At 71.5% G+C, this 25,023-nt stretch carries 25 protein-coding genes; 14 read left to right on the forward strand and 11 right to left on the reverse strand.

The window, feature by feature from the left end; genetic code table 11:
• The first annotated feature begins 78 nt into the window (after positions 1–78).
• Both serC and ADK64_RS11855 read left to right on the forward strand, forming a co-directional pair.
• On the forward strand, positions 79–1,197 hold the full coding sequence (gene serC, locus ADK64_RS11850; RefSeq protein WP_053657884.1) for a phosphoserine transaminase: 1,119 nt from the start codon (positions 79–81) through the stop codon (positions 1,195–1,197).
• Positions 1,198–1,322: 125 nt separating this feature from the next.
• Complete coding sequence (locus ADK64_RS11855; protein WP_053657886.1) at positions 1,323–1,766, forward strand: PPOX class F420-dependent oxidoreductase; 444 nt, start codon at positions 1,323–1,325, stop codon at positions 1,764–1,766.
• A 4-nt stretch (positions 1,767–1,770) separates the two neighbouring features.
• Here the strand turns inward: ADK64_RS11855 and ADK64_RS11860 are convergent, their stop codons facing one another.
• Positions 1,771–2,754, reverse strand: a complete 984-nt coding sequence (locus ADK64_RS11860; protein WP_053657888.1) for a hypothetical protein — start codon at positions 2,752–2,754, stop codon at positions 1,771–1,773.
• Between the two features lie 95 nt (positions 2,755–2,849).
• Between ADK64_RS11860 and ADK64_RS11865 the strand changes: the two genes are divergently transcribed.
• The 3 genes from ADK64_RS11865 to ADK64_RS11875 all read left to right on the forward strand — a co-directional run bounded on the left by ADK64_RS11865 (position 2,850) and on the right by ADK64_RS11875 (position 5,263).
• The gene (locus ADK64_RS11865) at positions 2,850–3,533 is read left to right on the forward strand and encodes an SGNH/GDSL hydrolase family protein (protein WP_053657890.1); all 684 of its coding nucleotides are present in this window, start codon (positions 2,850–2,852) and stop codon (positions 3,531–3,533) included.
• Positions 3,534–3,621: 88 nt separating this feature from the next.
• Positions 3,622–4,218 (forward strand): Uma2 family endonuclease, encoded by a 597-nt coding sequence (locus tag ADK64_RS11870; protein ID WP_053657892.1) that lies wholly within the window; start codon positions 3,622–3,624, stop codon positions 4,216–4,218.
• Positions 4,219–4,267: 49 nt separating this feature from the next.
• On the forward strand, positions 4,268–5,263 hold the full coding sequence (locus tag ADK64_RS11875; protein ID WP_053657894.1) for an aldo/keto reductase: 996 nt from the start codon (positions 4,268–4,270) through the stop codon (positions 5,261–5,263).
• 210 nt (positions 5,264–5,473) lie between these two features.
• On the opposite strand, the gene thpR is transcribed toward ADK64_RS11875, so the two are convergent.
• Entirely contained in the window at positions 5,474–6,046 is a 573-nt protein-coding gene (gene thpR, locus ADK64_RS11880; protein WP_053657895.1) for an RNA 2',3'-cyclic phosphodiesterase, read from the reverse strand.
• Between the two features lie 39 nt (positions 6,047–6,085).
• Here thpR and ADK64_RS11885 point away from each other — a divergent pair, with 39 nt between their 5' ends.
• Positions 6,086–6,610: a GNAT family N-acetyltransferase gene (locus tag ADK64_RS11885; RefSeq protein ID WP_053657897.1), complete on the forward strand. Its 525-nt coding sequence runs from the start codon at positions 6,086–6,088 to the stop codon at positions 6,608–6,610.
• Positions 6,611–6,632: 22 nt separating this feature from the next.
• Here ADK64_RS11885 and ADK64_RS11890 read toward each other — a convergent pair whose 3' ends face one another.
• Both ADK64_RS11890 and ADK64_RS11895 read right to left on the reverse strand, forming a co-directional pair.
• On the reverse strand, positions 6,633–7,979 hold the full coding sequence (locus tag ADK64_RS11890) for an MFS transporter (RefSeq protein WP_107092965.1): 1,347 nt from the start codon (positions 7,977–7,979) through the stop codon (positions 6,633–6,635).
• A gap of 27 nt (positions 7,980–8,006) precedes the next feature.
• Complete coding sequence (locus ADK64_RS11895; protein ID WP_053657902.1) at positions 8,007–8,450, reverse strand: MarR family winged helix-turn-helix transcriptional regulator; 444 nt, start codon at positions 8,448–8,450, stop codon at positions 8,007–8,009.
• A gap of 154 nt (positions 8,451–8,604) precedes the next feature.
• On the opposite strand from ADK64_RS11895, the gene ADK64_RS11900 reads away from it, so the two are divergent.
• Positions 8,605–8,787: a ribbon-helix-helix protein, CopG family gene (locus ADK64_RS11900; RefSeq protein ID WP_053658239.1), complete on the forward strand. Its 183-nt coding sequence runs from the start codon at positions 8,605–8,607 to the stop codon at positions 8,785–8,787.
• A 10-nt stretch (positions 8,788–8,797) separates the two neighbouring features.
• Here ADK64_RS11900 and ADK64_RS11905 read toward each other — a convergent pair whose 3' ends face one another.
• On the reverse strand, positions 8,798–10,246 hold the full coding sequence (locus tag ADK64_RS11905) for an NCS2 family permease (RefSeq protein ID WP_053657904.1): 1,449 nt from the start codon (positions 10,244–10,246) through the stop codon (positions 8,798–8,800).
• Positions 10,247–10,407: 161 nt separating this feature from the next.
• Between ADK64_RS11905 and ADK64_RS11910 the strand changes: the two genes are divergently transcribed.
• Positions 10,408–10,674, forward strand: coding sequence for a DUF2530 domain-containing protein (locus ADK64_RS11910; RefSeq protein ID WP_053657906.1), 267 nt, complete (start codon positions 10,408–10,410; stop codon positions 10,672–10,674).
• Positions 10,675–10,774: 100 nt separating this feature from the next.
• Positions 10,775–13,171, forward strand: a complete 2,397-nt coding sequence (locus ADK64_RS11915; RefSeq protein ID WP_053657908.1) for an HAD-IC family P-type ATPase — start codon at positions 10,775–10,777, stop codon at positions 13,169–13,171.
• Positions 13,172–13,193: 22 nt separating this feature from the next.
• Here ADK64_RS11915 and ADK64_RS11920 read toward each other — a convergent pair whose 3' ends face one another.
• From ADK64_RS11920 to ADK64_RS11930, 3 genes are all read right to left on the reverse strand, one after another.
• Positions 13,194–14,024 carry a hypothetical protein gene (locus ADK64_RS11920; protein WP_053657910.1) on the reverse strand — a complete coding sequence of 277 codons (831 nt, stop codon included), beginning with the start codon at positions 14,022–14,024 and terminating at the stop codon, positions 13,194–13,196.
• A 175-nt stretch (positions 14,025–14,199) separates the two neighbouring features.
• Positions 14,200–17,328 (reverse strand): sacsin N-terminal ATP-binding-like domain-containing protein, encoded by a 3,129-nt coding sequence (locus tag ADK64_RS11925; RefSeq protein ID WP_053657912.1) that lies wholly within the window; start codon positions 17,326–17,328, stop codon positions 14,200–14,202.
• Between the two features lie 275 nt (positions 17,329–17,603).
• Entirely contained in the window at positions 17,604–18,530 is a 927-nt protein-coding gene (locus ADK64_RS11930) for a DUF3027 domain-containing protein (protein ID WP_053657914.1), read from the reverse strand.
• Positions 18,531–18,885: 355 nt separating this feature from the next.
• Here ADK64_RS11930 and ADK64_RS11935 point away from each other — a divergent pair, with 355 nt between their 5' ends.
• From ADK64_RS11935 to ADK64_RS11950, 4 genes are all read left to right on the forward strand, one after another.
• Positions 18,886–20,280, forward strand: a complete 1,395-nt coding sequence (locus tag ADK64_RS11935) for an MFS transporter (RefSeq protein ID WP_199829577.1) — start codon at positions 18,886–18,888, stop codon at positions 20,278–20,280.
• A 118-nt stretch (positions 20,281–20,398) separates the two neighbouring features.
• Complete coding sequence (locus ADK64_RS11940; protein WP_053657918.1) at positions 20,399–20,878, forward strand: hypothetical protein; 480 nt, start codon at positions 20,399–20,401, stop codon at positions 20,876–20,878.
• Positions 20,848–21,597, forward strand: coding sequence for a futalosine hydrolase (locus tag ADK64_RS11945; RefSeq protein WP_078992615.1), 750 nt, complete (start codon positions 20,848–20,850; stop codon positions 21,595–21,597). The genes ADK64_RS11940 and ADK64_RS11945 overlap by 31 nt, the downstream gene beginning before the upstream one ends.
• A complete protein-coding gene (locus ADK64_RS11950) occupies positions 21,587–22,477 on the forward strand; it encodes a 1,4-dihydroxy-6-naphthoate synthase (RefSeq protein ID WP_053657922.1) in 891 nt (296 codons plus the stop codon). The genes ADK64_RS11945 and ADK64_RS11950 overlap by 11 nt, the downstream gene beginning before the upstream one ends.
• A gap of 7 nt (positions 22,478–22,484) precedes the next feature.
• On the opposite strand, the gene ADK64_RS48630 is transcribed toward ADK64_RS11950, so the two are convergent.
• The gene (locus ADK64_RS48630) at positions 22,485–22,868 is read right to left on the reverse strand and encodes a cold-shock protein (RefSeq protein WP_053657923.1); all 384 of its coding nucleotides are present in this window, start codon (positions 22,866–22,868) and stop codon (positions 22,485–22,487) included.
• Between the two features lie 175 nt (positions 22,869–23,043).
• Here ADK64_RS48630 and ADK64_RS11960 point away from each other — a divergent pair, with 175 nt between their 5' ends.
• Positions 23,044–23,301 (forward strand): hypothetical protein, encoded by a 258-nt coding sequence (locus tag ADK64_RS11960; protein WP_053657925.1) that lies wholly within the window; start codon positions 23,044–23,046, stop codon positions 23,299–23,301.
• Here the strand turns inward: ADK64_RS11960 and ADK64_RS11965 are convergent.
• Entirely contained in the window at positions 23,271–23,894 is a 624-nt protein-coding gene (locus ADK64_RS11965) for an HAD family hydrolase (RefSeq protein ID WP_420712957.1), read from the reverse strand. The genes ADK64_RS11960 and ADK64_RS11965 overlap by 31 nt on opposite strands.
• A gap of 64 nt (positions 23,895–23,958) precedes the next feature.
• Positions 23,959–24,987, reverse strand: a complete 1,029-nt coding sequence (locus ADK64_RS11970; protein WP_053657928.1) for a hypothetical protein — start codon at positions 24,985–24,987, stop codon at positions 23,959–23,961.
• Positions 24,988–25,023: the final 36 nt, after the last annotated feature.

The following is a 25,023-nucleotide window of genomic DNA, read 5'->3' on the forward strand; positions in this document are numbered from 1 at the left end:
AGTCCATGAGCCGGCGACCTCGTCTCATCGGACGGACATGGTTCCGTCCCGTTTCGCCCACCCGATACCCTCCGACTCGTGGCCGACATCCAGATTCCCGCTGACATCAAGCCCGCCGACGGACGATTCGGCGCGGGCCCCTCCAAGGTGCGCACCGAGGCGCTGGACGCCCTCGCCGCCACCGGTACGTCCCTGCTGGGCACCTCCCACCGCCAGGCGCCCGTCAAGAACCTGGTCGGTAAGGTCCGCGAGGGCATCTCCGAGCTGTTCTCCCTGCCGGAGGGCTACGAGGTCGTCCTCGGCAACGGCGGCTCGACCGCCTTCTGGGACATCGCCACCCACGGTCTGATCGACGACAAGTCGCAGCACCTGAACTTCGGCGAGTTCTCGTCCAAGTTCGCCAAGGCCGCCAAGCTCGCCCCCTGGCTGGCCGAGCCCACCGTCATCGCCTCCGACCCGGGCACCCACCCCGAGCCGCGGGCCGAGGCCGGTGTCGACGTCTACGCCTTCACCCACAACGAGACCTCCACCGGTGTCGCCATGCCGATCAAGCGCGTGGCCGGCGCCGACGAGGGCGCGCTCGTCCTCGTGGACGCCACCTCCGGCGCGGGCGGCCTCCCGGTCGACGTCGCCGAGACGGACGTCTACTACTTCGCCCCGCAGAAGTCCTTCGCCTCCGACGGCGGCCTGTGGATCGGCGTCTTCTCCCCGGCCGCGATCGAGCGCGCGGAGCGGATCCACGCGAGCGGCCGTCACGTCCCGGAGTTCTTCTCGCTGCCGACCGCGATCGACAACTCCCGCAAGAACCAGACGTACAACACCCCGGCCCTCGCCACGCTGTTCCTGCTGGGCGAGCAGCTGGAGTGGCTCAACGGCCAGGGCGGCCTCGCCTTCTCCACGGCCCGCACGAAGGACTCCTCGACCCGCCTGTACACCTGGGCGGAGGAGTCCAAGTACGCCACCCCGTTCGTCACCGACCCGGCCAAGCGCTCGCAGGTCATCGGCACGATCGACTTCTCCGACGAGATCGACGCGGCCGCCGTCGCCAAGGTGCTGCGCGCCAACGGCGTCGTGGACACCGAGCCGTACCGCAAGCTCGGCCGCAACCAGCTGCGCATCGCGATGTTCCCGGCGATCGACCCGGCGGACGTCGAGGCGCTGACGAAGTGCGTCGACTACGTGATCGAGAAGCTCTGACCTCGCACGTACGACGGTGAAGGGTGTCCGGCGCAGGTGCCGGGCGCCCTTCCCCCATGTCGCCGCACCGGAGATCCGGGAGCGCCCGACGTGACAAGTACCGGGACCGGTGCGTCCATGGAGACATGGCCAGTTCGCGCACGAGCCCCGCGCTCACCCCGTTCGTCAGGCAGTACACCGCCCTGCTCACGACCCACAAGCGGGACGGCACCGGTGTCGGCACCCCGGTGAACATCGCCGTCGAGGGAGACCACGCCTACTTCCGCACGCCGGGCAGCACCTGGAAGGTCAAGCGCATCCGCGGCAACCCCGAGGTGGAGCTGGCCCCCTCCACCGTGCGCGGGGCCCCCACCGGCCCGCAGATCCACGCACGGGCCCGGCTGCTGGACCGCGGCAGCCCGGAGGACCGGCACGCGTCGAAGTTGCTGCGCCACAAGTACCCTTTGACGCAAGGCGTGTTGGTGCCGCTCGCGCACAAGCTGATGCGGACGTCGACGCTGCACTACGAGGTACGGCCGGTGGCGCAGGAGCCGCCCGCCGGGAAGTGGGCCGAGCCCGGCGGCCGGTGACCGCTCAGCCCCTGCGCCGCAGCCGCCGCATCCCGAAGAGGACGGCCGCCCCGGCGGCGACGATGACGGCACCGAGCTTGTAGCTCCCGCCGTCCGGTCCCGAAGTGCCCTTGGCGGACGGCGAGTCGGACGTGGACGCCGGCCGGCCGGGCGCGTCCTTCGCCTCGACCGCGCTGTCGGCGCCCTCGCTGCTGTACAGCAGCTTGGTCCCGTCGGCGGAGTACGTGACGCCCTCGCCCTGCCCCTGCATCGGCACGTCGAGCCGGCCCTCGCGCTTGATCCGGCCGCCGTTCCAGTCGTAGTAGATCCCGCCGAAGTACCCGCGCACGGCGAGCCGGCGTCCGTCCGGCGAGAAGGCGGCGTCCGTGGCCCAGAGGTCGACGGTGGCGATGGGCTTGAAGACGTTCGCGCCGGAGGTGGAGAGGGTGGCCGGGCCCTCGTACAGGTGCCCGCCGTCTTCCTTCTTGTCGATGATGTAGACGCGGCCGGTCTTCGGGTGGACGACCAGTGACTCGGCGTTCCGCGGCCCGTTCGCGTACTTCACGACGTACTGCGCCGCCGTGACCGTCTGGTCCTTGAGCACCTTCGGCTCGGGCAGCTTGTAGATCCACACGTACGGCCACGTGCCGTCGAGGTTGTCGCCGATGTCGCCGACGTAGATCTGGTCGTCCGGCCCCATGGAGATGGCCTCGACGTCGCGCGGGGAACCGATGCCGCGCAGGGTGATCCGGGCGACCGTCTTCCCGGTGCGGCTGTCCACGGCGTAGATGTAGGGGCCGTCGCCGCTGTCGTTGTGCGTCCAGTAGATGCCCGGGTGCCGGCGGGAGGCGGCGAGCCCGCTGGACTCGGTGATCCGCGGGTCCTTGAAGGTGAACCCCTGGTCACCGGCGCCGGCGCCGTCGGCGGCGGACGCGGGCAGCGCGCAGGCACCGGTGAGCAGTGTCCCGGTGAGCAGCGCTGCGGCGAGGACGGAGAACGATCGGCGCATGCCCCAAGCCTGCCATTGCCTTGGGGTGTTCGGCGTTCGGCTGACGTGGTGGGCCTCACACCCCATGGGTACGCGTGATCGTCCATCATGAGCGGATGCTCAGATTCATGCCCGTAGGTGACTCCATGACGATCGGGAGCGCGGGCGAGCACACCTGGCGTTACCGGTTGTGGCGGCATCTGTGCGAGACGTACGAGGGCCCGTTCACGTTCGTCGGCCCGCGGGAGGAGCTGTACGACAAGACGGCCGACGCGCCGGCGTCGTACGCGTACGCCGAACCCGGCTTCCCCCGCCGTCACCTGGCGGGCTGGGGCGAGGGCTGGCTGCACATGGCTCCGCTGATCGGCGAGGCGGTGCGCGCGCACCGCGCGGACGTGCTGCTGGTCTCCCTCGGCCTGATCGACCTGGGGTTCTACACGAACGCCGAGCAGACGGCGGAGAACGTACGGGCCTTCGTCGCGGCCGCCCGGGAAGCGAAGCCGCGCATCTGCATGGTCCTGCTCCCGGTGATCCCGAACATCCGCGCCCTCGCGGACGCGCCCTTCGCCGAGCAGGTGGACCGGTTCAACGTCCTGCTCGCGAAGGCGGTGGCCGACCTGGACGAGCCGCGCTCGCCGATCCTGCTCGCATCGCCGCCGCAGTCGTACGACCTCGACGCCGACACCTACGACGGGACGCATCCCAACGCGAGCGGGGAGCACCGGATCGCGGGGGCCTTCGCGGGGGCGATGTACGAGGCCTGGGGAGTCGGACAGCCGTACGCGGCTGGAACAGGTTGACCTGATCCCGGCGTCTCCCGGTCACCGTGCGTATCGTTGAACCGCGCGGCTGCACTCGTCGACGTTGCAGCCGGGGAGGAGCGCCACGATGACCGTCCTCGAAGACAGGATCGCGATGGCCGAGAGCGACAGCGAGAGCACGCTGGACGAGATGTTCGAGCGGCTCGAGAAGATGCCCGTCCCCGAGGGATACAAGGTCGAGATCGTCGAGGGGACCGTCTACATGTCGCCGCAGCGGGACACCCACTGGGAAATCATCCTGGACATCGTCGAGCAGTTGCGGCCCAAGTACCCCCGGAAACGGGTGAAGTCCGACGTCCGGATCGACTACCCGGGCCACCTCAACGCTTTCGCCACGGACGTGACGGTGATGGCCGAGGGGGCCGAGGGGGCCGAGAAGACGGAAGCCGGCCACTGGCGCCACGAAGACGTCGAGTTTGTTGCCGAGGTCATCTCCAAGGGCACCGCCGCCAACGACTACGGCCCCAAGAAGACCGCCTACGCCACCGCCGAAGTCCCTGTCTACGTCATCGCCGATCCCTACCAGCGCCGGTGCCACATCTACACCCAGCCCAAGGAAGGCGACTACGAGATCGAGACCACGGTCCCCTTCGGCAGCGACCTGGACCTCGGCAACACGGTCGTCGGCCTCACCCTCAAGACCGACGAGTTCCCCCGCGACTAGCCCAACCCCGCTTGCTTCGAGCGCACTTCAAGCCGTTGGCTGGGGACCCATGAAGTACACGCAGCTAGGACGTACGGGACTCAAGGTCAGTCGGCTCGTGCTCGGGACGATGAACTTCGGTCCGCAGACCGACGAGGCCGGCAGCCACGCGATCATGGACGCGGCGCTGGACGCGGGCATCAACTTCTTCGACACCGCCAATGTGTACGGGTGGGGTGACAACAAGGGGCGGACCGAGAGCATCATCGGCAACTGGTTCGCCAAGGGCGGCGAGCGGCGCGACAAGGTCGTCCTCGCCACCAAGGTCTACGCCAACATGGCCCCCGACGGGCAGCCGGCCTGGCCCAACCACGACAAGCTCTCCGCGCTGAACATCCGGCGCGCCGTGGACGCCAGCCTGAAGCGGCTGCAGACCGATCACATCGACCTCTACCAGTTCCATCACGTCGACCGGACCACCCCCTTCGAGGAGATCTGGCAGGCGATCGACACCCTCGTCCAGCAGGGCAAGATCCTTTACGTCGGCTCCTCCAACTTCCCCGGCTACAAGATCGCCCAGGCCAACGAGATCGCCGCCAGGCGCGGCGGCACCATCGGGCTGGTCAGCGAGCAGTGCCTGTACAACCTCTTCGAGCGCCGCGCCGAGATGGAGGTCATCCCGGCGGCCGAGGAGTACGGGCTCGGGGTCATCCCCTGGTCGCCGCTGCACGGGGGCCTGCTCGGCGGGGTCATCAAGAAGGAGGTGCAAGGTGGCCGCCGTGCCTCGGGGCGCGCCGCCGACACCCTGGGCGACCCGGCCGCCCGCGCCCGGATCCAGGCGTACGAGGACCTGGTCGACAAGCACGGTCTGGAGCCCGGTGAGACGGCCCTGGCCTGGCTGCTGACCCGCCCCGGCGTGACCGGCCCGATCGTCGGCCCGCGCACCGCCGAGCAGCTGGACTCCGCCCTCAGGGCTGTCGAGCTGGAGCTGAGCGAGGAGCTGCTGGCCGCTCTGGACGAGGTCTTCCCGGGGCCGGGTCCGTCCCCGGAGGCCTTCGCCTGGTAGTGCCTTCCTCCGCGTGAAGGGCCTTCCGACGGGTGAGGGGGCGACGGGGAACTGCGCGAGGCGGCCACGACGGCCCGCGGCCGGTCAGCCGGCCAGCCGCAGTTCCCCAGCCCCTACCTGACGGCCGCCGACACAGCCACCACCACGAACATCAGCACAAGCACACCGGCCATGATCCGGTTCCGCGTCTTCGGGTCCACGGCATCGAGCCTAACCGGCCCCGCCGAGGACCCAGCGGCCGACCGGCTCGTACCGCGGCTGCTCCCCCTTCACCCCGGACCGCGGCAGCTCGCTGCGCACCAGTGCCAGGTCCGCCACCGTCCAGGCGCTGCTGGTGAACTCCGCCAGGGCGTCGACGTACGGGTGGGTGTCGAAGCCGTCCCGGCTGCGGGCCAGCGTCAGGTGCGCCTTGTAGCGGCGGTGCTCCTCCATGGGCAGGCCCGCCTTCCGTGCCGCCGACTCCGTCCGCTCGGCCAGCAGGCGCAGTACTTCCAGGTCGCCGCAGGCGCCCGCCCACAGTGCGCGGCCGTGGCCGAACTGGCCGCCGCCGGAGACGGCGAGCCGGAAGGGCGTGGTGCGGTGGGCGGCGCGGGACAGGCGGTCCGACAGGGCGGGTACGACGTCGTCGGCGACCTCGCCGTAGAAGGCGAGGGTGAAGTGCCAGCCGGGGCGGCCCGTCCAGCGCAGCCTCTCCGCGCCGGGCAGCCTCTTCAACCCGGCCACCTCGGCGGCGAGTTCACGGACGACGTGCTCCGGCGGGAGCACCGCGGCGAAGAGTCTCATGTCTTCACCTTCGCAGACACCGGTCGGCATGATGGGCCCATGACGATCACCATCCGCGAGGGCGGACCCGACGACATCCCCGTGATACTCCGCATGCTCGACAGCAGTGTGGAGTGGCTGGTCTCACAGGGGCGCACCGGTCAGTGGGGAAGCGCACCGCTCTCGGAGAACCCGAGGGTGGCGGAAACGATCCTTCAGGCCATGGAGAAGGGCCGTGCGTACATCGCCGAGGCCGACGGGGTGCCGGCCGCCGCTCTCACCCTCACCGACGCGCCCGGCGCCTATCTGTCGCATCTCCCGCCGCCCGGCGAGCCCGAGCGGTACATCCACTGGCTCGCCTCGGACCGCCGCTTCAAGGGGCTGGGCGCCGGTGCCGCGCTGCTCGCCCACGCGGCCGGGGAGACCCGGCGGGCCGGGATCTCCCTGCTGCGCGTGGACTGCTACGCGGGCGGTGACCGCAAGCTCGTGGCGTACTACGAGGCCAACGGCTTCATCCCGACCGAGGCCTACACCCACGGCGAGAACGACTGGCCGGGGCAGGTGCTGGCCCGGAGGGTGCTGTAGCAGCCGACCGGGCCCGGAGCGCCTACGCCGCCGTCGTCAGTTCCCCCCGTTCCCTCGGGACGAAGCGGACCCGCGGGTGGCCGTGGTTCCAGCGCAGCGTCAGGCGCAGGCCGCCGATGCGGGCCAGGACCAGGCCGATGGTCGCGGCGGCCCCGGCCGAGATGACGCCGCCGAGGGCGAAGCCGACGCGGGCGCCGTAGGTGTCGGTGATCCAGCCGACGACCGGCGCGCCCAGCGGCGTACCGCCCACGAACACCATCATGAACAGGGCCATCACCCGGCCGCGCATGGCCGGATCGGTGGCCATCTGGACCGCGGTGTTCGCCGTGACGTTCACCGTCAGGCCGAAGATCCCGATCGGGACCAGGAGCAGCGCGAACAGCCAGTACGACGGTGCCAGCGCGGCCACGACCTCCAGCGCGCCGAAGGCCACCGCGGCGGCGATCAGGACGCGCAGCCGGGCCGTGCCGCGCCGGGCGGCCAGCAGGGCGCCGACCAGCGAGCCGACGGCCATCAGGGTGTTGAAGAGGCTGTAGCCGCCGGCACCCGCGTGGAAGATGTGCTCGGCGTAGGCCGAGAGCCACACCGGGAAGTTGAAGCCGAAGGTGCCGATGAAGCCGACCAGCACGATCGGCCAGATCAGCTCCGGACGGCCGGCCACGTACTGCAGGCCCTCCCGCAGCTGGCCCTTGCCGCGCGGGGCGCGCGTGACCACGTGCAGTTCGCGGGCGCGCATCAGCAGCAGGCCGGTGATGGGCGCGACGAACGACAGGCCGTTGGCGAGGAACGCCCAGCCGGTACCCACTCCGGTGATCATGAGACCGGCGACGGCCGGGCCGATCAGCCGGGCGGACTGGAAGTTCGCCGAGTTCAGGCTGACCGCGTTCTGCAGCTGCTCGGGGCCGACCATCTCGGAGACGAAGGACTGCCGGGCCGGGTTGTCGAGCACCGTGGCGAGACCCATCGCGAACGCGGCCAGGTAGACGTGCCAGACCTGGACGTGGCCGGAGAGCGTGAGGAACGCGAGCGCCAGACCCGTCAGGGCCATCGAGGCCTGGGTGACCAGCAGCGTGGGGCGCTTGGGGAGGCGATCGACCAGGACACCGCCGTAGAGGCCGAAGAGGAGCATCGGCAGGAACTGGAGGGCCGTCGTGATGCCCACGGCGGCGGAGGAGCCGGTGAGGCTGAGCACGAGCCAGTCCTGGGCGATGCGCTGCATCCAGGTACCGGTGTTGGAAACGACCTGGCCGACGAAGAAGAGGCGGTAGTTCCGGATCCTCAGCGAGCTGAACATCGAGGACTTGCGGGCGGCGGGGGTCGTAGGTGCGGTCGGTGCGGGGGCGGAAGGTGCTCCGGATCCCGTACTCAAAGTCGGTCGCCTCCTCGTATCAGCGGCTTACAGGTGTGCGAGCTTCTCCAGCACGGGGGCGGCGGCGCGCAGCTTGGCCCACTCGTCCTCGTCGAGGCCCTCGACCAGGCCGGACAGGAACGCGTTGCGTTTGCGGCGGCTCTCCTCGAGCATCGCCTCGGCCTGTTCGGTCTGGGTGACGACCTTCTGACGACGGTCCTCGGGGTGGGGCTCCAGCCGGACCAGTCCCTTGGCTTCGAGCAGCGCCACGATGCGGGTCATCGACGGCGGCTGGACGTGCTCCTTGCGGGCCAGTTCGCCCGGAGTGGCCGAGCCGCAGCGGAAGAGGGTGCCGAGCACCGACATCTCGGTGGGGCTCAGCGACTCGTCGACCCGCTGGTGCTTGAGCCGACGGCTCAGCCGCATCACGGCCGAGCGGAGGGAGTTCACGGCGGCAGCGTCGTCGCCATGGGTGAGGTCCAGGTCCGGCATGTCTTTAGGGTAACTCATTACTCTCTCTAAGGACCACCGCGGCACGGATCCGATGCCCGTGACCCTGGCCACTGAACCCCTCGGTCACCCGTATGAGTGAGTCAATTCCGGAAAGTGACGCACCGGGCACCCGGATGTGGCGACCCTCGTACACATGGGGACCAGTGTGCTCAGCCTGCGGATAGACGGGGAGCTGCTCGAAAGGCTCCGGCACCACGCGGCGAAAAGAGGAATGAGCGTGCAGGACTATGTGGTCCGCACGCTCATCCGGGACGACTTCGACGAGCGGTTCCAGACCGCCGTCGAGGAGACGGAGAGGTTCTACGGGGTCACCTGACCCCGGCCGATCAGAGCAGGCCCAGGGCCGGCATCAGGTAGTAGAACGCGAAGACCGCCGAGACGAGGTACATGGGCGGCGGGATCTCCCGGGCCCGGCCGGCGGCCAGGCGCAGGATCGTGAAGGTGATGAAGCCCATGCCGATGCCGTTGGTGATCGAGTAGGTGAACGGCATCATCAGCATCGTCACGAAGGCCGGGATCGCGATGGTGTAGTCGGCCCAGTCGATCTCCTTGACGGAGTTCGACAGGATCAGGAAGCCGACCGCGATCAGCGCCGGGGTGGCCGCCTGGGAGGGGACCATCGTGGCGATCGGGGTGAGGAACAGCGCGAGGGTGAACAGGCCGCCCGTGACGACGTTCGCGAGGCCCGTCCGGGCACCCTCGCCGACACCGGCCGTGGACTCCACGAACGCCGTGGTGGCCGAGGCGGAACTGGCGCCGCCCGCCGCGACCGCGAGGCCGTCGACGAAGAGGACCTTGTTGATGCCGGGCATATAGCCCTGGGCGTCGGTCAGCTTGGCCTCGTCGCTGATGCCCATGATCGTGCCCATCGCGTCGAAGAAGCACGACAGCAGGACCGTGAAGACGAAGAGGATGCCGGTCAGCACGCCGACCTTGGAGAAGCCGCCGAACAGGCTGACCTTGCCGACCAGGCCGAAGTCGGGGGTGGCGACCGGGTTGCCCGGCCACTTCGGGACCGTCAGGCCCCAGGAGGGGATGGTGGTGACGGCGTTGACGATCACCGCGAGGACGGTCATGCCGACGATCGAGATCAGGATCGCGCCCGGCGTCTTGCGGACGATCAGCGCGAAGGTGAGCAGCACGCCGAGGATGAAGACCAGCACCGGCCAGCCGTGCAGATGGCCGCCCGTGCCGAGCTGGAGCGGGACGGTGGTCTGGGCGGCGTCCGGCATGCGCGTGACGAACCCGGAGTCGACGAGGCCGATCAGCATGATGAACAGGCCGATACCGATCGAGATCGCCTTGCGCAGCCCGAAGGGCACGGCGTTCATCACGCGCTCGCGCAGACCCGTGGCGACCAGCAGCATGACCACGAAGCCGGCCAGCACGACCATGCCCATCGCGTCCGGCCAGGACATCCGGGGCGCCAGCTGGAGGGCGACGACCGAGTTCACGCCGAGTCCGGCGGCGAGCGCGATCGGCACGTTGCCGATGACGCCCATGAGCAGCGTGGTGAACGCGGCCGTCAGCGCGGTCGCGGTCACCAGCTGGCCGTTGTCCAGGTGATGCCCGTACATGTCCTTCGCGCTGCCGAGGATGATCGGATTCAGCACGATGATGTACGCCATCGCAAAGAAGGTGGCCAAACCGCCCCGTACCTCGCGGACGACCGAGCTGCCGCGCTCGGAGATCTTGAAGTAGCGGTCGAGCGCACCGGCGGACGCACCGCCCGGCTTCTCGGGGGTGGGGGCCTTGGCGGGTGCCGAGGTGGACATGCGAGACCTCATCACCGACGGGGTTCCCCCGAGCCCCGTTGGAGTTTCATACGAGCAGAAGTGGCCAAAGACAAACGGTTTCAGTATGAAGGTATGAGTGACAGATCGCTATCTCCGCGCGTAGACCGTTCGGCCGTCCGGACGCCTCGTAAGCTGTCCCCATGACCAAGTGGACCCCGAAGCACGAGGCGCCGGAGCCCCTGGAGGGCCCCGTGGTCGCCACCATCACCGGCGGCACGATCGTGTGGTTCGTCCTCTTCCTCGTCCAGCTGCCCTTCTACGGCTGGTTCGACGACCACGGCCATCTGTGGTGGCTGTGGACCTGTCTGGCCGGGGGCGCACTCGGACTGCTCGGCATCTGGTACGTCCGCAAGCGCGACGCGGCGATCAAGCGGGACGCGGCGCTGAAGGCGGCGACGGCGAACTAGCCGCCGCCGTACGACCAGCGCACGAATCGCCTCCTCCCCAGGTCGGACATCGGCTCTGCTCGGCAGGTAAACAGGTAAATCCGCACGTACCGTCGGATACATGACCCACATAGACGCGGGCTCTGAACTCGACCCCGTTCACCCCGTGGCCCTGCCCGAGAGCCCCTCGGCCGGGCTGACCGGTGCCGAAGTCGCGCAGCGCATCCAGCGTGGGCAGGTCAACGACGTCCCCGTGCGCAGCAGCCGGTCGCTCGGGGAGATCGTCCGGGCGAACGTCTTCACCCGGTTCAACGCGATCATCGGCGTGCTCTGGCTGATCATGCTGTTCGTCGCGCCGATCCAGGACAGCCTGTTCGGCTTCGTGATCCTCGCCAACACCGGCATCGGCATCGTCCAGGAGTGGCGGGCCAAGCAGACCCTCGACTCGCTCGCGGTGATCGGTGAGGCCCGGCCGACCGTCCGCAGGGACGGGACGGCCGTCGAGGTCGCCACCCACGAGATCGTGCTCGACGACCTGATCGAGATCGGTCCCGGGGACAAGATCGTCGTGGACGGGGCGTGCGCGGAGGCCGACGGTCTGGAGATCGACGAGTCACTGCTCACCGGCGAGGCCGACCCGGTCGTCAAACGGCCCGGCGACCCGGTCATGTCCGGCAGCTTCGTGGTCGCGGGCGGCGGCGCCTTCAAGGCCACCAAGGTCGGCCGCGAGGCCTACGCCGCCCAGCTCGCCGAGGAGGCCTCGCGCTTCACGCTGGTCCACTCCGAGCTGCGCACCGGCATCTCCACGATCCTCAAGTACGTCACCTGGATGATGGTCCCGGCCGCGATCGGCCTGGTCGTCACCCAGCTCGTGGTCAAGAGCAACGACTTCAAGGACGCCGTCGCCCGCACGGTCGGCGGCATCGTCCCGATGGTCCCCGAGGGGCTGGTGCTGCTCACCTCCGTCGCCTTCGCGATCGGCGTCATCCGGCTGGGCCGCAAACAGTGTCTGGTGCAGGAGCTGCCCGCGATCGAGGGGCTGGCCCGCATCGACACCGTCTGTCTGGACAAGACCGGCACGCTCACCGAGGGCGGCATGGACGTCACCGAGCTGCGGATGCTGGACGGCGCCGACGACGGTTACGTCCGCAAGGTCCTCGGCGCGCTCGGCGAGTCCGATCCGCGCCCCAACGCCTCCCTCCAGGCGATCATCGACGCCTACCCCGACAGCGAAGACTGGCGCTGTGTGGAGTCGCTGCCGTTCTCCTCGGCCCGCAAGTACAGCGGGGCCGCGTTCAGCGAGGGCGACGGCGAGACCAGCACCTGGCTGCTGGGCGCCCCGGACGTGCTGCTCGCCGACGGGGACCCGGCCCTGGCCGACACCGGGCGGCTCAACGAGCAGGGGCTGCGCGTGCTGCTGCTGGCCCGCGCGAGCCGCGAACTGGACGACACCGAGCCGGCCCACGGCGCCCGCCCCACCGCCCTGGTCGTCCTGGAGCAGCGGCTGCGGCCGGACGCCGCCGACACCCTGCGCTACTTCGCGGACCAGGACGTCCGCGCCAAGGTCATCTCCGGGGACAACGCGGTGTCGGTCGGCGCGGTCGCGGCCAAGCTGGGCCTGGAGGGGACGACGGTGGACGCGCGGCGGCTGCCCGCCGACCCGGCGGGGATGGCGGACGCGCTGGACGAGGGAACCGTCTTCGGGCGGGTCACCCCGCAGCAGAAGCGGGACATGGTGGGCGCGCTCCAGTCCCGGGGGCACACGGTCGCGATGACCGGCGACGGCGTGAACGACGTGCTCGCGCTGAAGGACGCCGACATCGGCGTCGCCATGGGCTCGGGCTCGGAGGCGACGCGGGCGGTGGCGCAGATCGTGCTGCTGGACAACAGCTTCTCGAGCCTGCCGTCGGTGGTCGGCGAGGGCCGCCGGGTGATCGGCAACATCACGCGCGTGGCGACGCTGTTCCTGGTGAAGACCGTCTACTCGGTGCTGCTGGCGGTGCTGGTGGTGTGCTCACAGGTCGAATACCCCTTCCTGCCCCGGCACTTGACCCTCCTGTCCACCCTCACCATCGGCGTCCCGGCCTTCTTCCTGGCCCTGGCCCCCAACAAGGAGCGGGCGAAACCGCACTTCGTACGGCGGGTGATGCGCTACTCGATCCCGGGCGGCGTGGTGGCCGGTACAGCGACCTTCGTGACGTATCTGATGGCCCGTCACTACTACACCGGACACGGCCAGTTGAACGCGCAGACCAGTGCGGCCACGCTGACCCTGTTCCTGATCTCCATGTGGATCCTGGCGATCGTCGCCCGCCCCTACACCTGGTGGCGGGTGACCCTGGTGGCCGCCATGGGCGTGGCGTTCCTGCTGGTCCTGGCCGTCCCGGCACTACAGGGCTTCTTCGCCCTGAAACTGGTCGGCGTCACGATGCCCTGGGCCGCCGTCGGTATCGCGGTGGTGGCGGCGGCCGCCCTGGAGTTCCTGTGGAAATGGGTCGACCGCCGTTTCCCCGACTAGGCGCGGGTGGACCGGGCGAGGGCTACTGCACGTCCACGTAGTCGCCCGCCGAGCTGACCGCCGGGGTCGTCGAGACGCCCCCGAAGCTGTAGCGGTAGTAGCCGTCGGAGCCGGCCGTGACCGTGGTCTTCAGGACGCCGGTGGAGGCGGAGGTGACCGTCTTCACCGTGGTGTAGGTGGAGGTGCCCGCCTTGCGGAACTGGAGCTGGACGGACTGGCCGCCGAAGGTGTTGTAGGTGTGGCGCTCCCAGTCGGCGCGGGTCAGCTTGCCGGTGACGGTGATGGTCCTGCCCTTCTTCACCGGCTCCGGGGTGGCGTCGGCCGTCAGTGCGGAATTGCGCTGGACGAGGGTGGTGGCCAGACCACTCTGGTCCTTGTAGCCGACCTTGCCCAGGTCGGGGTTGCTCTCGTTCTGGCCGTTGAGGGCGACGGCCTCGGCGGCCACGCTCCAGCCGCCGGCCCAGGTGTTCTTCAGGTCGCCGTCGGACGGGTAGATGTTGATGGAGCCCGTGCAGGTGGCCGTCGTCGACGTCACGGCCTTGCAGGTCGCCGGGTTGTCGCCGTACAGCTCGGGCGCCGAGTCGGTGTAGGAGCCGTGGTAGAGGAAGGCGTCCGTGATGAAGTCCTTCGCGGCGATGTTCACGTTGGTGCCATGCGTCAGCGTGTACGAGTACGAGACGCTGACCTCGTTGGTGGAGCCCACCTTGACCGCCTTGGCGATCGAGAGGTGGGAGAAGCTCGCGTTCAGCGTGTACGGCGTGCCCGAGTCGGCGGCGGCCTGCGCGGCCGGGACTGCGAGGGCGGACAGGGCCAGGGCGCCGGAGACGGCGGCCACGGTGGCGCGTATGCGCATGTGCGTTCCCTAGGAGGGAGAAGTGATCGTGGAGTCGGTTGACTCACGCGATCAGATCCACGACCCCTGGGGCTGGTTGTACGGCAAGGACGATTTCCGGCCAGATTTGGGACGGGCATTGCCTGTTCATGGTGTAGGCCATGAACAGGCGATGCCGGCCGTGTCCCGGGGGCGCTCAGTCGAACCAGCGGTCCCGCGCCAGCTCCTCCGTCCGTGACGGGTCCTCCAGCAGGGCCGCCACCTCGAAGCGCCGGGGCCACTGGCCCGCCGCCCAGGCGAGACCGGCCGCGACCCCTTCCAGCGTGGCCGCGTGCAGCACCCCGTCGTCGGTGAGCCGCCAGTCGATCTCCACGCCGTCCACGACCAGTTCCTCGTGCTCGACGTACGTCGCCGGCGTACGCGGCCCGAGCAGCACCCCCACCGGCTCCGGTACGTCGTGCTCGGTCCCCTCGGAGTGCACCTCGCCGGTGACGGACTCGCTCAGCCGCCGTACCTGGAACAGCTCCGCCAGCTCCGCCGCCCGGGCCGGCCGTACCGGCAGCAGCGGTACCCCGGAGGTGAAGGGCAGCAGGTCGGGCGAGTCGACCACGACGGCCTCGGCGGCGTCCACCACCGCCGCCCTCCCGTCGACCACGGCCCGCACCTCGTCCGGCAGGGTCACCTGATCGGGGTCCATGTCCGCCAACGCACCGTACAGGCCGTGCAGTTGGCCCGGGGTGAGGGTCCGGCCGGGATCGGCCAGCCGGTCCAGCAGTTCGGCGGCGCCGCCGGGCTCGTCCAGCAGGGCGGCCACGGAGGTGCGCACCCCCAGGGCCCGCAGCACCTGCTCGTCCTCGAACCCGGTCGCGTCGGCCTCGTCGTACAGGCCGTGCAGCAGCGGATCGCCGCCGGCCGCGAGGAGCCCGGCGGGCCGGCGCCCGTCGAGCACGGGGTGCCCCCGCAGCCACCACGCGGTGTACGACCGTACGACCTCGTGCGTGCCGTCGGGCAGCAGGATGCGGACCGGCTGGGTGAGGGCGTCCCTCAGCGGCGGGCGCGCGAGCAGCATGAGCGCCTCGGGCCAGTGCTCGTCGTCCACCAGGTCCAGGTCGCGCACGGCGACCAGCTCGGTGGCGACCGGGGGTACGGGACTGTCCGGGAAGCGGTCGAGGATGTCCTCGCACCACACGTCGACGGAGTCGAGCAGCCCGGCGTCGTCCGGCTCGGCGAAGTCGCCCTCCCGGGGCTCCAGTTCGTCGGGGTCGAGGACGACGTCGGTGGCGCGGACCAGCGCGAAGTCGGCGAGCACCCCGCACGCGGTCAGCGGCTGTTCGCCCCACTTGTCGGCCAACTCGCGCTCCACGGTGGCCAGTTCTCCGTCACGGATCACCCGGGCGAACGGGCTGCCGGGAAGGACCAGTTCGCCGGCGGGCGCCAGCTCCCCGTCCTCGTCGGGCAGGGCGAGCGCGCCCAGCCAGGGCTCGTCACCGGGCTCCAGGCCCGCGTCGCGCACCAGGGCGAGAACGGTCTCGGCCAGCTCCTCGGCGTCCGGCGCGTCCTCCTCCCACCCGATCCCCTCGTCGTCCAGCGAAGCGGCGACGGCGGCCCGCACCTGCGGGGTCGTCAGCACCGCGCGCGAGGTGGCGGGCAGCGCGCCCAGCTTCTCCAGCAGCGGGTGCGCCGCGCTCTCGTGGGCGACCTTCAGCCCGAGCCGGCCAAGGACGTCCGGGTCGATCAGCGCGCCGTCCGGGGTGGGCAGCAGCACCTGCCGGGGCCCGATCGTGCTCCGCCCGTCGGCGAGCGGCACCGGCAGCCCCGACAGCCGGTCCGGATCGACCCCGGCGAGGCTGTCGTAGAGCCGCCACCACCAGTCGGGGTCCTTCTCCAGCCCGGCGAGCCGGTCGACGGCGTCGGCGAGCGAGAGCCGGGCGACGCCGAGGCCGCGCAGTTCGGCCCGGCGTTCCAGACCGGCGGGCAGCAGGGTGGGCAGCACCTCGGCGAGCACCCGGACGGTCTGCGCCCCGGCGCCCTCCACGATCTCCGCGTCCCGGGGCCGCAGCACCTCGGGCAGCTCGTCGTCCTCCCCCGCCCGGACGGCCGGCGGCAGGAAGGCGATCCGCGGCAGCCGCTCCAGCACCGCCTGCCGCAGCGCGCCGTCCAGCTCCCCCCTGCCCAGCGGCCCGGGCACGAGGTCGATGATTTCCTCCGTCACCGGCCGCCAGCCGGCGAGGAGTTCGGCGTACGCGTCGGCCGCGCGCAGCACCAGGAAGTCGGTGAGGGGGCCAGGGGCCGCGTGCCGGCGGGTGGTGTCGAGGGGGAAGGAGGCGATGAGGAGCGCCGGGACACCGAGGGGCTCGTCACTGGGGGTGGGCGCGTGCACGACGGACGCGGTCCGGGGCCGCAGCGGACGCCCGGCCTCGTCCTCGGGGACGGCCCAGGTGACGGACCAGTGCGGCCGCAGCCGCTCTTCGACGGGCCGGTCGGCGAGCAGGTCGGCGGAGAGCGGCCCGTGCGCGGAGGCGGTACGCCACCGTGTGCTCCCCTCCCGCGAGTCCTCCACGACGGTGACGGCGCCGTCGCCGCGACGGCGCAGTGTGCGGGGCGCGCCGCCGTCCACCTCGATCACGACCTCCTCGAGCCCGGGCAGGGCGAGGAGCAGCGCGTCGTCGACGGTCTCCAGCAGCCGCTCGGCGAGATCGGCGGCGGCCGTGTCCCGCAGGGGCAGGATGACGGCGGTGTCGTACGGCTCCGGAGCGGTGCCCTCGGCGGCGAACGGCAGCCGGAGCAGCGGCACGTGCCCGTCCCGGCGCCGTACTTCGTCCCCGAGTCCCGGGCTGTGCCGGGCGGTGTCACCGGCCAGCTCCCGTGCCTCGGCGAGCGACCAGCGCACCCCGCCGTGCCGTCCGACGATCGCGGGCTCGTCGGTGACGGCGATGACGGCGGCGAAGCCGACCCCGAACCGTCCGACGGCGCCCTGGACGCCCTCGGTGTCCCGCTTGGCGGAGGCCCGCAGCGTGGACAGCGACTCGACGCCCGTCGCGTCCAGCGGGGCACCGGTGTTGGCGGCGACGAGGACCCCGTCCCGGAGAGTGAGCCGCAGCCGCCCCGGCACGTGCGCCCGCGCGGCGGCGTCGGCGGCGTTCTGCGCCAGTTCGATGACGAGCCGGTCCCGGTATCCGCCCAGGACCAGATCCTCCTCGGCGTTGGCGTCCTCCCGGAACCGGGCGGGGCTGGTGGCCCAGGCGTCGAGCACACCGCGCCGCAGCCGGGCCGTCCCGAACGGATCGGCCCCTTCAGCGGCCGGCCGCACGTACTTGCTGCTCACGTTCACTCCCTCGTCTACGTGAGGACGAAGGTACAGCGCGGGCGGGGAAGGGTGCGGTCAGCGGGGTGGTGGCCGGGCAGCTGGCGGGGCATCACGTCAAGGGACCACGGGAGCCGACGCGGCGGCCTGTTGGCCGCTCCGCGTCCCCGTACGCCGCGTCCCGGCCCACCCGCCGACAACCACCCGAACCGGCGGCCCGGCGGTCCGCTGGGGTCACCTGTCCGGACTTCCGGGCCGCCCGCCGGACCGCAGGCGGCTCGCCGCATCCGGTACCGCTACGAGTGACCCAGTTCCGCCGTCTCCTCGTCGGCCGGTTCCGGGACCGAGCCCGAGTCGCGGGCCGGGCGGAGGGGGAAGGCGTCGACCTTCGTCTCGTCGACGACCGGCGGGGCCGGCTGCGGGGGCTTCGGCATGACCGCGGCCTCGGAATGGCCGCCGCAGCCGTAGGCGAGAGAGACCACCCGGCCGTCGGCCGGGGAGAACTCGTTGGCGCACACGCCGAAGGCCTGGCCCAGCGAGCCGCCGATCGGAGAGAGGAAGCCACAGGTCACACAGGTGGCCGGGGCCGCCTGGGCCATCGGGGTCTTCGGGCCGAAGGACTCCTCCCAGCGGTCGGCCGCGATGTGCAGGCCGTAGCGGGACAGGACCCGGGCGCGGCGCAGGCCCAGCTCCTCGGCGACCGCGGCGATCGAACCCCGGGACGGGATCGTGGGCTGGACGGCCGGGGCGCCGGGGGTGACGTCGGCGTCCTCCGCCTCGGCCAGCTGCGCCATCTCCTCGCTCACCGCCGAACTGGGCGGCGGCTGCTCCTCGGTCGTGTAGCCGGGCTCCAGGCGCAGGTCCTCCTGGTCCGTGGGCAGCAGATCGCCGGGGCCCAGGTCGCCGGGGCGCAGGCGCTCGCTCCACGGGACCCACTCGGGGGCGAGGAGTGCGTCGCGGCCGGGCAGGAGGACCACCTCGTCGAGGGTGACGACCTTGGCTCGGGAGGCGCGGGCCACCGTCACCGCCCAGCGCCAGCCGCGGTAGCCCAGCTCCTTGCACTCGAAGAAGTGCGTGACAACGCGGTCGCCCTCGGACACCACGCCGGCGTGCTCGCCGACCACGCCGGGTGCGGCGGCCTCCTCAGCGGCGGCGCGGGCGAGGTCGACGGCCTCCGCGCACAGACGGTCGGGGGTGCGGCTTCGCGTGGTCGCTGCGCTCACAGGTATCGCTTCTCTCCTACGCCGTCTCACGAGTGCGGCTGCCTCCGGCGGGTTGGCCAACGGAGCGGACCGGGGGACCGCATCGACGTCTGCATCCGCGCGCTCGGGCGCACCTCTGCCATCCATTCTGCGTTATGGCTGAGATACGCACGCTACACCGAACAGGATTCGTCGCCGCTACGCGGCATCTTTTCGCACCCGCCCACCCGGCCCCACCCGACCGGAAAGCGGGGGCCCGCACAAGTCTTCCTCGGCCGCGGAGCGGGGGGCCACACGGGTACCCCTCGACCGGGGCCGGGGTGTTCCGTGGCTTGCGGGGCGGATTTCGCAGTATCGACCGGCTTCTCAGGGCACTATGAACGGCGTGGCAGCCGCGGACAAGGCGAGTGGTCGTGGCGGCGGTGCGGGTCGTGTGGGCGGCGCCGTCCGTTCCGTCGGGCGTGCCCTGCACTTTCCCGTGACCGGGGCCGCGCGCGGCATCCGGAAGGCCACGCACGCCCATGGCGCGGGCGAGTCGGGACTGGGCAAACTGATCGAGCTGCACGCCGTGAACGGCGCCGGCGACGTCATGGTCACCGTGGCGCTCGCCTCCACCGTGTTCTTCTCCGTGCCCACCGACGAGGCGCGCGGGCGCGTCGCGCTGTACCTCGCCATCACGATGGCGCCCTTCACGGTTCTCGCCCCGGTCATTGGGCCCCTTCTCGACCGGCTGCCGCACGGGCGGCGCGCCGCGATGGCCGCGGCCATGCTGGCCCGTGCCCTGCTCGCGCTGATCATCTCGGGCGCCGTGGCGAGCGGCAGCCTGGAGCTGTACCCCGCCGCGCTGGGCGTGCTGGTCGCCTCCAAGGCGTACGGGGTGGTCCGCAGTGCCGTCGTGCCCCGGCTGCTGCCGCCCGGGTTCTCGCTCGTGAAGGCCAACTCGCGGGTCACCCTGGCCGGCCTGCTGGCCACCGGCGCCGCCGCGCCGCTCGCGGCCGGGCTGCACAAGGTCGGTGACCCCTGGCCGCTCTACGGCGCCTTCGTGATCTTCGTCGCGGGAACGTTCCTGTCGTTCACCCTGCCGCCCAAGGTCGACTCGGCCAAGGGCGAGGCCGTGGCGCTGCTCGCGGCCAGGGACGGCGGCCCGGGCCCGAAGGAGCAGGCCAGGCGGCCGGGGCTGCGGAGCGTGGGGCCCGCCGTCACGTACGCGCTCGGTGCCAACGCCGCCCTGCGCTGTCTGTCCGGCTTCCTGATCTTCTTCCTCGCCTTCCTGCTCCGCGAGCACCCGCTGACCGGGGAGAGCGCGGCGGTCTCGCTGGGGATAGTCGGGGTCGCCGCCGGCGCGGGCAACGCCCTCGGTACGGCCGTGGGGTCCTGGCTGAGATCGCGCGCCCCGGAGATCATCATCGTGACCGTCGTCGCCGTGGTGCTCGGTACGGCGGTCGTCGCCGCCGTCCTCTTCGGCGCGTTCCTGGTGGCCTGCCTCGCCGCGGTCGCCGGATTCGCCCAGGCGCTGGCCAAGCTGGCCCTGGACGCGCTGATCCAGCGGGACGTGCCGGAACAGGTGCGCACCTCGGCGTTCGCCCGCTCGGAGACCCTGCTCCAGATGGCCTGGGTGTTCGGCGGAGCGGTCGGCATCGTGATGCCGCTCAACGGCACGGTCGGGCTCCTCGTCGGCGCCGCGTTCGTCGCCGTCGGCTGGCTCACCACCCTGAAGGGGCTGCTCGCCACGGCCCGGCACGGCGGCCGGCCCCGGACCCGCGTGGCGTGACGAGGTGGCGTAACGAATGGGACACGGTCCGCCGCTCGCGGGCGCACCTGGCGTAACGAACCGGGCACGCCGCACCCCACGTGGCCGGACGGCTCCGGGCGCCCGATAGCCTTCGGCCATGACCACGCTGCAATCCGCTGTGCGACGCCGCCGCGCCGTCGCCGCCGCCGGCGCCGTTTCCGCCGGACTGCTTCTGCTGTCGGCCTGTGACAAGCCGACGCCCGTCGCAACGATCACTGTCGGGCGGAGCTCGGTCAACTCCGAGGCTCTCTGCTACAACGACGGCAACACGCTGGACGCCAAGTCGCTGACGAAGTGCGCCAAGAAGGTGAACGACGTCAAGTCGATCACCGTGGACACGGACGACACCGTCCGCTTCGGCGTCGACCCGAAGATCGCGGACGCCGGCTGGGTCATCCTGGTGAACGGCCGCCAGTTCACCGACTCCAGCAAGAAGACGTACCGCACCATCCCGGGCAGCGCGTTCTTCAACGCCCAGTACGGCACCCAGGGCGACACCAACACGGTCTCCATCCAGACGGGCAGCAGCAGCCCGGGCAAGGGCCTGTGGTCCTTCAAGCTGAAGAAGGCCTCCTGACCACGTCTTACGCACGCGTCCTCGTAGCCACCGCGGTTCCCGCCGAACGGGACGCGGTGGCGCGGGCGTTCGCCCCGCCGGTGGAGCACGTCGGCCTGCCCGGCGCGGCTCTGACGCGTACGGCCGACGCCTGGGACCTGCTCGCCGCCGGGGTCGGCCCGGCCCGCGCCGGCGCCTGTGTCGCGTCCGCGCTGACCGCCGCCGCCCTCGCCGGGACCCCGTACGACCTGGTCGTCTCGGCCGGGATCGGCGGCGGCTTCCAGCCCGGGGCACCCGTCGGCTCGCTCGTCGTCGCCGACCGGATCACCGTCGCCGACCTCGGTGCCGAGACCGCGGACGGCTTCCTCCCGGTCACCGAACTCGGCTTCGGAACCGTCACCCACCGCACGCCGGAATCACTCGTGCGGGTCGCCACCGAGGCCACCGGCGCCCGCACCGGCACGATCCTCACCGTCTCCACGGTCACCGGCACCGCCGCCCGCGCCACCGAGCTGCGCACCCGGCACCCCGGCGCGCTCGCCGAGGGCATGGAGGGCTTCGGGGTGGCGGAGGCGGCCTACGCGCACGGGACGGCCGTACTGGAGATCCGCGCGATCTCCAACCCGGTCGGCCCGCGCGACCGCGCCGCGTGGCGCATCGGCGACGCCCTCACCGCCCTCACCGAGGCGTTCGGGAAGCTCGCCCCCGTACTGGAGAGTTGGCAGACACATGAGCAGTGAGCAGCAGCACGCGCTGAAGATCGCGTACTCCCCCTGTCCGAACGACACCTTCGTCTTCGACGCCCTCGCCCACGGCCGCGTCCCCGGCGCCCCCGCGCTGGACGTGACGTTCGCCGACATCGACATCACCAACGGCATGGCCGAGCGCGGTGAGTTCGACGTGCTGAAGGTGTCGTACGCCGTCCTGCCGTACGTCCTCGACGAGTACGCCCTGCTGCCGTGCGGCGGCGCGCTGGGGCGGGGGTGCGGACCGCTGGTGCTCACGCGGGAGCCCGGCGCTGGGGGCACCTCCCACGCTTTCGGCAGTGGGGGACTGGCGGGCCGTACGGTCGCCGTGCCCAGCGAGAAGTCGACCGCCTATCTGCTGTTCCGGCTGTGGGCCGCGGACACGCTGTCCGACGGCGGTGTCGGCGAGATCGTCGTCATGCCGTTCCACGAGATCATGCCGGCCGTGCGGGACGGCAAGGTGGACGCCGGACTGGTCATCCACGAGGCGCGCTTCACGTACCAGAACTACGGGCTGCACAAGCTCGCCGACATGGGCGAGCACTGGGAGCACACCACCGGGCTGCCGATCCCGCTGGGCGCGATCATCGCCAAGCGCTCGCTGGGGGCGCCGGCGCTGACGGGACTCGCGGACGCCGTCCGCGCCTCCGTACGGGCCGCCTGGGACGAGCCCGAGGTGTCCCGGCCGTACGTCATGGCGCACGCCCAGGAGATGGACCCGGCCGTCGCGGACCAGCACATCGGGCTGTACGTCAACGAGTTCACCGCCGACCTCGGCGAGGACGGCTACGCGGCGATCCGCGGGCTGCTCACGCGCGCGGCGGCCGAGGGGCTCGTCCCGCCCCTCGGCCGCGATGCGCTCGTCTTTCCCTGACGCGCGTCTAGACGTCCAGCTGGTCGGCGACCGCGCGGAGCAGGCCGGCGATCTTCTTGCCCGAGGTCTTCTCCGGGTAGCGGCCCTTCTCGAGCATCGGGGTGATGTTCTCGAGAAGGGTCGTCAGGTCCTGCACGATCGAGGCCAGCTCGTCCGGCTTCTTGCGCTGGGCGGCGGCGACCGACGGCGTCGGATCGAGCACGGTCACCGAAAGAGCCTGGTCACCGCGCTGACCGGCGACGACGCCGAACTCCACGCGCTGTCCCGGCTTGAGCGCTTCGACTCCGGCGGGGAGAACCGAGGAATGGACGAAGACGTCACCGCCGTCGTCGCGGGAGAGAAAGCCGAAGCCCTTCTCGCTGTTGAACCACTTGACCTTGCCGGTAGGCACGTCTGTCCTCGTCCTCGTATCTCGTCGTGGAACTACTTCGGAAACGGCTCTTGATAGCAGTGGAGCGGGTCGACCGTGACCCGCTGCTACCTAGCGCTACCAAGGCTAATGGTCTTCGAGCGGGTGACAAGACGTCCCCCGGTTGTTCACCGTGGCTGGGAACTACCCTGGTCCGGTGCGTGACAAAACCCAAACGAATTCCGCCGGGCCCGGTGACCGACTGATCCGCGCCGGTGTCGTCGTCTTCTTCATCGGGGCCCTGGCCACCCTCGTCACGGTGACCCCGCTGTTCCTCGGCGCCACACCGTTTCCGACGTACATGTATCTGCTGAGCATGCTCATGGGCGTCGGTTTCCTGCTCGCGGGCGCCGGTGTGCTGCGGTCGGTGACGGCCGGCCGGCGTCAGGCGCGGGCGGCCGCCGCCGAGCGATAGCCGTCCAGCCAGCCCGGGAACGCGGACAGGTCGTCCAGTACGACGTCCGCTCCGGCGGCGCGCAGTTCGTCGGCCGAGCAGGGGCCGGTGGCGACGGCGACGGACAGCGCGTCCGCCGTCCGGGCCCCGCGGACGTCCCCGAGGTGGTCACCGACGTACACGGCGGCGCCGTACTCGCGCAGCGCCTGCGCCTTCTGCTCGGCCCACAGGTCGCCCACGACCACGTCGGGCTCGATGCCGAGGTGCGCCAGGTGCAGCTTGGCGTTCGGCTCGTACTTCGCCGTGACGACCATGGTCCGCCCGCCGGCGGCCCGCACCGCCTCGATCGCCTCCTGGGCGCCGGCCATGGCGGGGGTCGCGGCGATGGCTATGGACGGGTACATCTCCCGGTACAGGTCGGCCGTCGCCGGCACCTGCTCGGCCGGGAACCAGTTGATCAGCTCCTCGGCGAGCGGCGGCCCGAGCCGGGTCACCGCCAGATCGGCGTCGATGTACGTCCCGGTCCGCTCCGCCAGCGCCAGGTAGCACGCACGGATGCCCGGCCGGGAGTCGATGAGGGTCATGTCGAGGTCGAAGCCGACGGTGAGAGTCATGTCCGACATTGTGCCGGTTGCCTCCGGCGGGGGGTGGGGGACGGGTTGGCGCCCCCTGCCCCGCTCACTTCCTCCGCTGCGACCGCCACACCAGATAGAGCGCCGACGTCACCGCCGCCCCCCGGACCACCCACGGCCACGTCCCGGCGACCGCGTCGTTCATGTGGCCCTGGGCGATCGGCTCCCCCCAGCGCCCGTCGTTGCGTCCCCACAGCCACACCAGCCCGGCCGCGACCGCCGTGCCGGGCAGGATCATCACGGCCGTCCTGGTCTCCGCCGCCGTCAGCCGCCGGGAGCCGTAGGCGATCACCCAGCCGAGGAGCAGCGCGAACCAGTTCCCGAGCACCGCGCCGGCGATCAGTGCGGCGGCGGCCAGCAGCAGGAGGGGGTTGGTCCAGCCGACGGCGGGGCGCAGGGCGAGCAGACGACGGCGCGGGGCGGCGGCGGCCTCCGGTGCCTCCTCCGCCTCCTTGGGCACGTCCGCCGCCTCTGCCCGCGCCGCCTCCCGCGTCTCCTTCTCGGTCTCCCTGGGCGGTCGCCGCAGCAGTTCCGGGATCTCCACACCGCCGACGAAACCCGGCACCGCGTCGCTCTCGGTGCCGCCGAAGGGGGTGCCGCCGACCCGCCACCAGTCGGGCCGGGTCGCGCTGTCCCCGAGTTCGTGCGCGGCCGCGAGGTGCGGCGGGGACGGTACGTCGCGCGGGGCGGCAGGCTGCCCGGGCTCGGCGGGGCGCGGGCGCGGTACGACCCTGCGCAGGCCCTTCGGACGATCACCGCTCTCCGCCGGCCTCGGCTTCCGCTCGCGCGACGCCGGCTGTGCGGGCCCGGCGGTGGTGGGCGGCTGGGGGGCGCGGCCAGTGCCGGAGGTGCCGCCCGCGGCCTGGACCACCTCGTCCGGGGTGCCGATCCGCTCCAGGATGCGGCGGACGGCGGCGGGACTGTCCACCGTCGTCCTGGCCCGGTGCCGGTCGATCTCGTTACGCAGCTCCGACACGAGCCGCATCCGCGCGGCCGACGGCAGCTGCCGCTGCTGAGCGATGTCCCCGACACGGCTCAGGTACTCGTAGACGACCTGGTCGCTCTCGATCCCCAACGGAAACCCCTCCGGGGCGACGGCGATGAAACCCCG

The organism is Streptomyces sp. MMG1121 (assembly GCF_001280015.1).
Classification (GTDB): domain Bacteria; phylum Actinomycetota; class Actinomycetes; order Streptomycetales; family Streptomycetaceae; genus Streptomyces.